A 10,410-nucleotide genomic window follows, 5' to 3' on the forward strand; every position below is an offset into this window, starting at 1 on the left:
ACATCGCCATCGGCACCAACAACGTGGACCGGGCCGTCTACCACCTGGGTCTGCGGGGCGTGACCTTCGATGAGTCCAGCCGCAAGACCGATGCCAAGGGCAACACCAAGGCCATCTACCTCAAGGATGAGCTGGCCGGCTTTGCCGTACACCTGGTGAAGAAATAATCGGGAAAAACCATTCTATTTGAGTTTGTGATAAGGAGTAGAGCACAATGAAAGTTGTTACCTTCGGCGAGCTGATGATCCGGCTCCAGCCCTATAACTACGAGCGCTTTGTCCAGGCTGATCACCTGGAGTTCACCTTCGGCGGCGGCGAGGCCAACGTGGCCGTCTCCCTGGCCAACTACGGTCTGGATGCCGCCTATGTCACCAAGCTGCCCGCCCACGCCATTGGCCAGGCGGCCGTCAACTCCCTGCGCCGCTACGGTGTAGACACCTCCATGATCGTCCGGGGCGGCGACCGTGTGGGCATCTACTTCAACGAGAAGGGCGCTTCTCAGCGGGGCAGCGTGTGTATCTACGACCGTGCCCACTCCGCCATCCAGGAGTCCCAGCCCAGCGACTTTGACTGGGACAAGATCTTCGAGGGCGTGGACTGGTTCCACTTCACCGGCATCACCCCCGCTCTGGGCCCCAACCTGGTGGAGACCTGCAAGCAGGCCTGCAAGGCCGCCAAGGCCCACGGCGTGAAGATCTCCTGTGACCTCAACTACCGGGGCAAGCTGTGGACCCGTCAGCAGGCCCGGGAGGCGATGACCGAGCTGTGCCAGTACGTGGACGTGTGCATCTCCAACGAGGAGGACGCCAAGGACGTGTTTGGCATCGAGGCCGAGTCCACCGACATCTACGCCGGTGAGATCAACCACGAGGGCTATAAGTCTGTGGCCAAGCAGCTGGCCGACAAGTTCGGCTTTGAAAAGGTGGCCATCACCCTGCGTGAGTCCCACTCCGCCTCCGACAATGGCTGGAGCGCCATGCTGTACGATGTGGCTTCCGACGAGTACTGCTTCTCCAAGAAGTACGAGCTGCGCATCATCGACCGCGTGGGCGGCGGCGACAGCTTCGGCGGCGGTCTGATCTACGCCCTGCTCAGCGGCAAGTCCAGCCAGGAGGCCGTGGAGTTTGCCGTGGCCGCTTCCGCTCTGAAGCACACCATCGAGGGCGACTACAACATGGTCACCGTCGCTGAGGTGGAGAAGCTGGCCAGCGGCGACGGTTCCGGCCGCATCCAGCGCTGAGTTGATTTTGGAATTTCTCCTTCATTCTTATAAGGTTGTATGGATCTCTTTCACTAAAAACTACAAACTACGCAATATGAAAGAATACGGCGAATGAACTCCAATACCAAGTAATATTGCCTAGGGCTCCTGCAGGTAGATTATAGGTGGCTTCAGAGTAAAGCAGTGTCGAGGAAAAGCATGAGCTATAAAATGGTGAGAAATTGTATGGTGGATCCACTGCATGTAATAAATATGTGCTGCCATGAAAAAACAAGCGAATGCTATATATCGCAATTCTTGATGAAGTTGAGATTGACTTGTTGGTAGTCGGATTGGCTTACGTAAAAAATGCGTTGGTTGATAAAGGAACCCTCGGTAGTTGGTAAGGATATGGAGAATTTTAAAAATATGACAATGGATACCGTGAGTGGGTATCAAGAAATGTAGCTCCAGCTACCTTACTCGTCTCCCATAGCGGTGAAAGAGAGAGCCAGTGGGAAACCATCCCTTTTGATTGTTCTCCGCCGCTTATGGGTGGAGAGATGCAAAACAGCATAAGCTGTCCAAAGAGGGCGCAAGTGATTATCCAATCACTTGCGCCCTCTTTTTCTTCGACTTTTTTTGCCAAGAAAGAACCAAAAACGCCAAAAAGGGAAAGAAGACAACGGGAGTTTTGCGAAAAATCTAATAAGCCTCCGCCTGCCGGGTCAAATTTCGTAATGGTTCGACATAAGCGGTATCGAGCTGTTGGTTGCCGCTCTCCACCCTCTAAAAGCTTGAAAATAGTTTATTTTCAAACTTTTTGGAGGTAAGAGCAATGAAAATTACATATCTGGCATACACAAAACAGCCTGATAAAAGCACAAGATTGTCTGTAGTTTCTTATGATGAATGGAAACAGGTACTGGCGATACCCACGGTAACTTTCAGCGGTTTACTCCAGAACACTTCCCAGAGCAGGCTCAAATGACCAGGGATGATTTTATGATCATCTGCGGCGACTTCGGCGGTGTATGGGAAGGCGGCAAAAAGGATGCCCGCAGCCTAGACCGGCTGGAAAACCTGCCGTTTACCACATTGTTTGTCAGCGGGAACCACGAAAACTTCGACCTGCTCAGGAAATACCCCATAGAGGAATGGAACGGCGGAAAAGTCCAGCGGATTCGGCCTCATGTAATCCATCTGATGCGAGGGCAGGTCTTTGATCTGCAGGGATATTCCTTCTTCACAATGGGCGGAGCCAGGAGCCACGATATTGACGATGGTATTCTGAATCCCAAAGCACTGGATTTTGAAGAACAGTATTGGGCCCTCCGAAGAATGGGTGCCCGCTTCCGGGTGAACCACCACTCCTGGTGGAAACAGGAGCTTCCCAGCAAGTCGGAGTATGAGGAGGCACGGCGCAATCTGGAACGCATTCATTATAAAGTAGACTATGTGGTCACTCACTGTGCCCCAAGCAGCATCGTAGACATACTAGGAGATGGTGGTTATGTTCACGACCACTTGACGGACTTTCTGGAGGAAGTCAAAGAAAAGGCCAAGTTCCACTACTGGCTGTTCGGACATTACCACGACAATAGAATGATCGACGACCGCTTCGTGCTGCTCTGGGAGCAGATGGTACAAGTGGTGTAACAGGCCAAAGAGAAGGGCAGGAGATACCCCTGCGTTTCTCTTTGGCCTGTTTTAGATAAGGTAGGTGTTGGAAAGGAGAGACCATGAACATCCGTAAGAACATCGATTACTCTGACATGTTTACCGCTATGGATGCGGCTGTTGACGTAGGACTGTCCCAGATGAAGCTGTACTGCGAACTTGGACGCCTGGTTTGTGAGCGTGCGGAAAAAGGTGCGGCAGTCGCTGCAGCTGAGTACCTACACAGCCGTTTTCCGGACGTTTCCGGCTTCTCCCCTCGTAACCTGCGCCGGATGCGGGAGTTTTATCGGATGTATGCAGGAAATGCCGAGCTGCTGGCGCTGGCCATGAAGATTGCCTGGACGCAGAATGTGGTTATTCTGGAAGCAAAGCTGGAAATAGAGGAACGGCGATGGTACTTGCGTGCTGTCGGCCAGTTTGGCTGGTCAAAGGCAGAACTTCAAAGGAAGATCAAGTCTAACGCCCATCTGGAAATGCAACTCGACGAGCTTGAGAATCAGTGCTATACTGAGTTCAATCGTAATGATTTGGAGCGTACAGAGTATGATCAAGATACTTTTCATCTGTCACGGCAATATTTGCAGAAGCCCAATGGCTCGCTTTATCATGGAAGATTTGGTGAAGAAAGCGGGATTGGAGGAGCGAATCAAGGTAGACTCTGCCGCCACCAGCACAGAGGAGATCGGAAACCCAGTTTATCCTCCGGCACGGCGAAAGCTGGCCGAGTATGGGATCGGATGCCAAGGGCATGCGGCCAAGCAGATGAAAAAGGCCGACTATTCCGACTATGATCTGCTGATTGGTATGGATCAGGCCAATCTGCGCAATATGACCCGAATCTGTGGGGGGGACCCGGAGGGAAAGATCCATCTGCTGATGGATTATACGGATCGTCCCGGCCAGGTGGCCGACCCTTGGTACACCGGAGATTTTGAGACTACGTACCAGGATGTGCTGGAGGGGTGTCAGGGCTTGCTGGAGGAATTAAAAAAAGGACGTTAAAAAACAGAGGACCGACCCTATGGGGTCGGTCCTCTGTTTTAAGAATCAAGAATCCAGCTGCTGAATCAAAAAGTTCCGTACCTCCAGCAAACTGGCGCAGCGGCGAAAGAGCAGTGCATCCAGTTCCGGAGTAGGGGGGATCATATCAGGAACCATAATAACCTTCATTCCTGCCTGAGAAGCGGAAAGAATTCCATTGCGGGAGTCCTCCACAGCAATTGTCTGGGCGGGATCCGTGCCCAGTGCCCGGCAGGCCAGCTGGTAGATCTCCGGGTCGGGCTTGCTGTGGACCACCTGATCGCCGGTAATGATGGCGGAGAAGTAGGAACCGAGGCCGGTTAGCTCCATGCGGCGCAAAGTACGTTCCCGACCGGTGGAGGTGGCCAAAGCGATGGGGATATTCCGGGCCTTCAGAAAGTCCAGAATTTCCCGTACTCCTGGCTTCATGGGAACGCCTTCCCGCTCCATTCTGGCCTGAGAATAGGCAGAGCAGGTCTTCATAAACTCCTCTTTTGGGAACTCTGGGCCAAAGAGGTCCAGCATTTTCTGATGAATATCCGTGCGGTTTTGTCCCACAAATTCCAGATAATACTCGCCGATCTGGGGCCAGCCAAGTTCCTTTCCTACGGCCAACCAGGTCTGGTTGGTCAGTCGTTCCGTATCAAAGAGAACGCCGTCCACATCGAAGACAACGCCCTGGAGAGCAAGCTGACTCATACCTTACCGATGTCCTTGCGCATGTGCATATCCTGGAAGGAGATGGGGGCACAGGCGGCATAGGCGTTGGAGATGGCCTCGTCCAGGTCAGCGCCCAGGGCAGTCACACCCAGCACACGGCCGCCAGCGGTGACGATGGTGCCGTCCTCCTGGCGCTTGGTACCGGCGTGGAACACGGTGGCGGACTTACCCGCCTCCTCCAGACCGGAGATGGGATAGCCGCTCTGGTACTTCACCGGATAGCCGCCGGAAGCCAGCACGATGCAGCAGGCAGCGCCGTCCTTCCACTTGACCTCCACCTGGTCCAGGGTGCCGTTCACGCAGGCCTCAAAGATGTCCATGAGGTCGCTGTCCAGCATGGACAGCAGGGGCTGGGTCTCAGGGTCGCCGAAGCGGGCGTTGTACTCTACCACCTTGGGACCGTCCTTGGTGAGCATCAGGCCGAAGTAGATGACACCCTTGAAGGGACGGCCTTCCGCCTTCAGAGCGGCCACGGTGGGCAGGAAAATCTTCTCCATGCACTCCTTGGCGATTTCGGGAGTGTATTTGGGGGAGGGGCAGAAGGCGCCCATGCCGCCGGTGTTGGGGCCAAGGTTGCCGTCATAGGCGCGCTTGTGATCCTGGGAGGACAGCATGGGGACCAGGTGCTCGCCGTCGCAGAAGGCCAGCACGGTGACCTCGGGGCCAACCATGCATTCCTCAATGACCACAGTGGAGCCGCTCTGGCCGAATTTATGGTCCTCCATCATCTCACGGACGGCGGTCTTGGCCTCGTCCACAGTGGAGGTCACCACCACGCCCTTGCCCAGAGCCAGACCGTCGGCCTTGACTACAATGGGGGCGCCCTGCTCGTCGATGTAGGCCAGAGCCTTGTCCATCTCAGTGAAGGTCTCATACTTGGCGGTGGGGATGTGGTACTTCTTCATCAGCTCTTTGGAGAACGCCTTGCTGGCCTCAATGATGGCAGCGTTGGCACGAGGGCCGAAGGCGGGAATGCCGGCGGCCTCCAGGGCGTCCACCATACCAAGAGCCAGAGGATCATCGGGAGCCACCATGACAAAGTCCATGGCATTTTCCTTGGCCCAGGATACCATGGCGTCTACATCGGTGGCTTTGATGGGAACACAGGTGGCTACCTGGGCGATGCCGCCGTTTCCGGGGGCGCAGTAGAGCTCGGTTACCTTGGGGCTCTGAGCCAGTTTCCAGCAGATGGCGTGCTCACGGCCGCCGCCGCCGACTACCAATACTTTCATATCAAACACCTCATTTAGTAAGAGAAAGGCCTAAAATTGTCGCCAATTCCCCTCGGAGAGCGGAGGGGGGCACGCGGGGGGAACTGGTTACCGCCCGCGAGGGCCGGAGCGCGTCAGCGCATCTGCATGTTCCGCAGAACATGCCCGGCCCTTGAGGGGGGGATCGAACTTGGTTTCCTTGGGAACCAAGTTCGTATCTAGGGGGGACAACGTCCCCCCTAGAGGTATTTTTAATGATGGAACAGCCGGATGCCGGTAAAGGCCATCACCATGCCGTACTTGTCGGCGGTGTCGATGACCTGCTGGTCACGGATGGAGCCGCCGGGCTGGGCAATGTACTGTACGCCGGACTTGCGGGCGCGCTCCACGTTGTCGCCGAAGGGGAAGAAGGCGTCAGAGCCCACGGTCACGCCGGACATCTGAGCGATCCAGGCCTGCTTCTCCTCGTCGGTGAGCACCTCAGGCTTCACCTTGAAGGTGTTCTGCCACACACCGTCGGCCAGAATGTCATCGTGCTCATCGGAAATGTAGATGTCAATGGCGTTATCCCGGTCGGGACGGCGGATGTTGTCCACAAACTGCAGGCCCAGGACCTTCGGATGCTGACGCAGCCACCAGATGTCGGCCTTGTTGCCGGCCAAACGGGTGCAGTGGATGCGGCTCTGCTGGCCGGCGCCCACGCCGATGGTCATGCCGTTTTTCACGTAGCACACGGAGTTGGACTGGGTGTACTTCAGGGTGATGAGGGAGAGGAGCATATCGTGCTTGGCCTGCTGGGGCAGGTCCTTGTTGGCGGTGACGATATTCTGAAGCATCTCCTCGTTGATGTCCAGGTCGTTGTAGCCTTGCTCAAAGGTGATGCCGAAGATGTTGCGGCGCTCCACAGGAGCGGGAGTGTAGTTGGGGTCGATCTCCACCACGTTGTAGCCGCCCTTACGCTTGGTCTTCAGGATCTCCAGAGCCTCCTGGGTGTAGCCGGGGGCGATGATGCCGTCGGATACCTCGGCGGCCAGGAAACGGGCGGTATCGGCGTCGCACACGTCGCTGAGAGCGGCCCAGTCGCCAAAGGAGCACAGACGGTCAGCACCGCGGGCGCGGATGTAGGCGCAGGCGATGGGGGAGAGCTCTCCCTCGGGGGCAAAGTAGATATGGCGCTCCACGTCGGTGAGGGGCAGACCCAGGGCGGCACCGGCGGGGGAGACGTGCTTGAAGGAGGCGGCGGCAGGCAGGCCGGTGGCCTGCTTCAGGGCCTTGACCAGCTGCCAGGAGTTGAGGGCATCCATGAAGTTGATGTAGCCGGGCTTGCCGTTGAGCACCTTCAGGGGCAGCTCGCCCTCCTCCATGAAGATGCGGGCGGGCTTCTGGTTGGGGTTACAGCCGTATTTCAGTTCCAGTTCGGTCATCGTATTTCATCCTTTCTGATCGGAATCTTGGGGATTGAGGGGTTCATAGTGGAAGGCTCCGTCCTCACCACGGGCAAAGGCACTGCCGTAGGGAGCGCTGAGCAGGGGGATCAGGTCGGGGTCATAATTGCAGATGGTGTTGAGGGAGTAGACTCCGATGTGGGAGGGGTCGCTGAGGTACTCTTCGCTCTCCACAGCGGCAAAGAAGCGCCAGCCGCTGTCCTGACCCTCCCGTTCCGGCTTTTCCCGGTAGCAGTAGCCTACCGGTTTGCCGGAGACAGTGATCTCGTCGGTAGCCAGACAGGCGGCGGGGCCGTCCCAATCCTTCAGGAGAGGCCGCATTTCCGGCTCGGAAAGTTTATAGCTCTTTCCCGCAGGACGGGGCCACATGCGGCCGCACCAAGCCTGCTTGCTGCCCAGCAGGTCCCGCACCAAGCGCAGGTTCAGATCCCGGTAGGAGACGGCGTCCTGCTCGCCTCCAATGCGGAAAGCCCAGTAGGCGGCGCCGCATACCAGGTCCACAGCGTACTCATCCCAGCTGTGGAAGGCGGCGGCCTGGTCTACCCAATACTGGGACAGCTCCTGGTACTCCTCCATGGAGATAAGCTCGCAGGCACAGGCGGAGCGGAGATAGCCCAGGGTCTCGCTGATGTCCCAGGCCAGAAAGCCTCGGCGGCCCACAATGGGCTGGAACTGCCGGGCAAAGTCGGACAGGCGCTGGAAGCCGGACAGGGCCTGAGGGGTCAGCTCATCCAGAGAGAAATTGGGGCGGTCCTCCCAGAAGGACTCAAAATCCAGATATTCCTGGTGGATGTGCACCGTGTTCTGGCAGAAAGCGATCAGGCTGTCCTTATCGGTGATGCCGAACACCTCAGACAGATGAGTGCGGGCGGCCTGCTGATCTTCCTTGCTCAGGCAGAAGGGGAAAGGCCTTGGAGGAGCAGAGCACCGGGGGTTGGAAGGCAGCGGCGGCTCGGGCACGCTGAAATTCCAGAATGGGGTCGGTCAAGAGCATGGGGGCCTCCTTCTTACTGGTGCTTGTTGATGATCACAGTGTCCGCCTGACCCGAAGAGAGGTCAATGTAGCTGACATACAGGGAGACCTTGTTGTCCTCGTTCAGGTTCTCCCAAACCTCCTTGGCCAGAGCCTGAGCGTCGGGAGCAGAGATGGCCACCCGGCGGGGCTCGCCCTCAAAGGAGGGCAGGGGGTCCAGGTTCTCCTGGTAGGTGTGGATGAAGCGGCCTTCACCGGACAGGGGGGCGTCGTACTCGTAGAAGTAGCGGTGGTTGCAGCTGGGGTCACCGTCGGCGCTCTTCAGGATGGACAGGCAGAAGGCGCCGTCCTTCTCCACCACGCCGGAGATGCGGGGGGTGTAGTTGGGGCCGTCGGGCTCGTAGCAGCGGGTGCGGAGAGCCTCGATGTAGCTCTTGCCCTCCAGCAGGCCGTCCCGGATGGTGTCGGTCTGGTCGCCGTTGGTGACCACCAGGGTGTCGCCCACCTTGCGCACGGGGTGGTAGATGATGAGGGAGGGGTCCACCATCTTGCTCTCGTCAAAGGCCCGGGTGCGGATGCCGTCCTCGGTGGCCTCAAAGATGCGGTTGCGGCTGTTCTCGCTGCGGCCCATGATGAAGTAGACTACCACGGCCTTGGCGCCGTCGGCGGACTTGCCCAGCATGATGCCACGGCCGGGGTAGGGGTGGCTGCGCAGCAGGTCGTTAAAATTCAGAAGTTCCATAACGTAAGCTCCTTTTCACAAAATAAGCAAATGGGCGCACCACGTTTGTGCAAACGGGTGCGCCCAGACGGTCGGCTCTCAGAGGCGGCACTCCCCGTGGTCACTCCACTTCCGTCAGTTATGCCGCTTGATTACATTGTAAAGGGGCGGGCGCACCGAAAAGGGGGATCAGTCCAGAATCCGGACAGTCCGGCCCTCTACCTTCAGCCGTCCCTGACAGAACAGAGACACGGCCTGGGGAAGCAGCTTCCACTCGCAGTTCTCCATGATCCGCCGCTGCAGCACCTCGGGTGTGTCGTCGGGCAGCACTTCAACCGCCTTTTGGGCAACGATGGGGCCGCCGTCGCACTCCTCGGAGACAAAATGCACGGTGGCGCCCGACAGTTTCACGCCGTACTCCAGGGCCTTCTCGTGGACATGAAGTCCGTAGCAGCCGGGACCAGCAAAGGAGGGGATCAGGGCAGGATGGACGTTCAAAATGGCATTGGGGAAGGCCTGTACCATCTCGCTGGTGAGGATGACCATGAAACCGGCCAGCACCACCAGGTCGATATGCAGCGCCTGGAGCTGCTCCACCAGAGCCACGGTCATGGCCTGGCTGGAGGGGTAGGACTTCCGGGCCACCACATAGGTGGGGATGCCCGCCTTCTTGGCACGCTCCAGGGCGTAGGCGTCGGGGTTGGAGGCGATGACAGCAGCAATCTCGCCGTTCACGATCTCACCCCGGGCCTGGGCGTCAATCAGAGACTGAAGGTTGGTGCCGCCGCCGGAGACCAGCACGGCAATGCGCTTTGCCATGGGAGCACCTCCTCAGACCAGCTCCACCCCAGCCTCGCCGGAGACCACCTGGCCGATCTGGTAGGCCTGCTCGCCGGCGGCCTTCAGGATCTCCAGGGCCTGGGCGGCCTGCTGGGCGGGAAGGGCCAGGATCATGCCGATGCCCATGTTGAAGGTGTTGTACATATCACGCTCGGGGATGCCGCCCTTCTTCTCAATGAGGTCGAAAATGGGCAGGCGGGGGAAGGAGTCCAGCTTGATCTGGGCGGTGAGGCCCTCGGTCATCATGCGGGGCACGTTCTCATAGAAACCGCCGCCGGTGATGTGGCTGATGGCGTGGATGTCCACACCCTCCTTCAGCAGGGCCTTAATGGCCTTGACATAGATGCGGGTGGGGGTGAGCAGGGTCTCGCCCAGGCTCTTGCCGCCCAGCTCGTCCATGGGGGAGGTGAGGTCGGCGTGCTCCACGTCAAAGACCTTGCGCACCAGGGAGAAGCCGTTGGAGTGGACACCGGTGGAAGCAAGACCGATGAGCACATCACCCTCAGCCAAGTGCTTGCCGTCGATGATCTTCTCCTCGTCTACGATACCCACGGAGAAGCCGGCCACATCGTAGTCCTCATCGGGCATGAGGCCGGGGT

General features: G+C 58.0%; 10 protein-coding genes, 1 pseudogene and 1 riboswitch. Of the genes and pseudogenes, 4 read left to right on the forward strand and 7 right to left on the reverse strand.

All coding sequences use genetic code 11. The features are described 5' to 3' along the window. The first annotated feature begins 214 nt into the window (after positions 1-214). The 4 genes and pseudogenes from ACLTXB_RS17965 (at position 215) to ACLTXB_RS17980 (ending at position 3,883) form a co-directional block, all read left to right on the forward strand. Positions 215-1,240 (forward strand): PfkB family carbohydrate kinase, encoded by a 1,026-nt coding sequence (locus ACLTXB_RS17965; protein WP_428227887.1) that lies wholly within the window; start codon positions 215-217, stop codon positions 1,238-1,240. Between the two features lie 873 nt (positions 1,241-2,113). Continuing rightward, on the forward strand, positions 2,114-2,860 hold the full coding sequence (locus ACLTXB_RS17970; RefSeq protein WP_428227888.1) for a metallophosphoesterase family protein: 747 nt from the start codon (positions 2,114-2,116) through the stop codon (positions 2,858-2,860). A 128-nt stretch (positions 2,861-2,988) separates the two neighbouring features. Continuing rightward, positions 2,989-3,336: pseudogene (locus ACLTXB_RS17975) on the forward strand (DUF1016 N-terminal domain-containing protein); the annotation flags it as partial. Positions 3,337-3,424: 88 nt separating this feature from the next. Further along, complete coding sequence (locus ACLTXB_RS17980; protein WP_428227889.1) at positions 3,425-3,883, forward strand: low molecular weight protein-tyrosine-phosphatase; 459 nt, start codon at positions 3,425-3,427, stop codon at positions 3,881-3,883. A 45-nt stretch (positions 3,884-3,928) separates the two neighbouring features. Here ACLTXB_RS17980 and ACLTXB_RS17985 read toward each other — a convergent pair whose 3' ends face one another. The 7 genes from ACLTXB_RS17985 to ACLTXB_RS18015 all read right to left on the reverse strand — a co-directional run. Continuing rightward, positions 3,929-4,600: an HAD family hydrolase gene (locus tag ACLTXB_RS17985; protein WP_428227890.1), complete on the reverse strand. Its 672-nt coding sequence runs from the start codon at positions 4,598-4,600 to the stop codon at positions 3,929-3,931. Then, positions 4,597-5,853 (reverse strand): phosphoribosylamine--glycine ligase, encoded by a 1,257-nt coding sequence (gene purD / locus ACLTXB_RS17990; RefSeq protein WP_428227891.1) that lies wholly within the window; start codon positions 5,851-5,853, stop codon positions 4,597-4,599. The genes ACLTXB_RS17985 and purD overlap by 4 nt, the downstream gene beginning before the upstream one ends. A 230-nt stretch (positions 5,854-6,083) precedes the next feature. Further along, positions 6,084-7,256, reverse strand: a complete 1,173-nt coding sequence (locus ACLTXB_RS17995) for a phosphoribosylaminoimidazolecarboxamide formyltransferase (protein WP_428227892.1) — start codon at positions 7,254-7,256, stop codon at positions 6,084-6,086. 6 nt (positions 7,257-7,262) lie between these two features. Next, on the reverse strand, positions 7,263-8,237 hold the full coding sequence (locus ACLTXB_RS18000; RefSeq protein ID WP_428227893.1) for an immunity protein Imm33 domain-containing protein: 975 nt from the start codon (positions 8,235-8,237) through the stop codon (positions 7,263-7,265). 47 nt (positions 8,238-8,284) lie between these two features. Continuing rightward, positions 8,285-8,992 (reverse strand): IMP cyclohydrolase, encoded by a 708-nt coding sequence (locus ACLTXB_RS18005; RefSeq protein WP_428227894.1) that lies wholly within the window; start codon positions 8,990-8,992, stop codon positions 8,285-8,287. 54 nt (positions 8,993-9,046) lie between these two features. Further along, positions 9,047-9,124: riboswitch (ZMP/ZTP riboswitch) on the reverse strand. A gap of 36 nt (positions 9,125-9,160) precedes the next feature. Beyond that, positions 9,161-9,790, reverse strand: coding sequence for a phosphoribosylglycinamide formyltransferase (purN, locus tag ACLTXB_RS18010; protein ID WP_428227895.1), 630 nt, complete (start codon positions 9,788-9,790; stop codon positions 9,161-9,163). 12 nt (positions 9,791-9,802) lie between these two features. Further along, positions 9,803-10,410 (reverse strand): phosphoribosylformylglycinamidine cyclo-ligase (locus tag ACLTXB_RS18015; RefSeq protein ID WP_428227896.1); only part of this gene is annotated, 608 nt, incomplete at its 5' end.

It is taken from the genome of Flintibacter sp., from assembly GCF_046973065.1.

Excerpts from the sequence above, each read along its gene's own strand:
- ACLTXB_RS17965 (WP_428227887.1), top strand. The coding sequence starts at position 215 with ATGAAAGTTGTTACCTTCGGCGAGCTGATGATCCGGCTCCAGCCCTAT.
- ACLTXB_RS17970 (WP_428227888.1), top strand. The coding sequence starts at position 2,114 with ATGGAAACAGGTACTGGCGATACCCACGGTAACTTTCAGCGGTTTACT.
- ACLTXB_RS17980 (WP_428227889.1), top strand. The coding sequence starts at position 3,425 with ATGATCAAGATACTTTTCATCTGTCACGGCAATATTTGCAGAAGCCCA.
- ACLTXB_RS17985 (WP_428227890.1), bottom strand. The coding sequence starts at position 4,600 with ATGAGTCAGCTTGCTCTCCAGGGCGTTGTCTTCGATGTGGACGGCGTT.
- purD (WP_428227891.1), bottom strand. The coding sequence starts at position 5,853 with ATGAAAGTATTGGTAGTCGGCGGCGGCGGCCGTGAGCACGCCATCTGC.
- ACLTXB_RS17995 (WP_428227892.1), bottom strand. The coding sequence starts at position 7,256 with ATGACCGAACTGGAACTGAAATACGGCTGTAACCCCAACCAGAAGCCC.
- ACLTXB_RS18005 (WP_428227894.1), bottom strand. The coding sequence starts at position 8,992 with ATGGAACTTCTGAATTTTAACGACCTGCTGCGCAGCCACCCCTACCCC.
- purN (WP_428227895.1), bottom strand. The coding sequence starts at position 9,790 with ATGGCAAAGCGCATTGCCGTGCTGGTCTCCGGCGGCGGCACCAACCTT.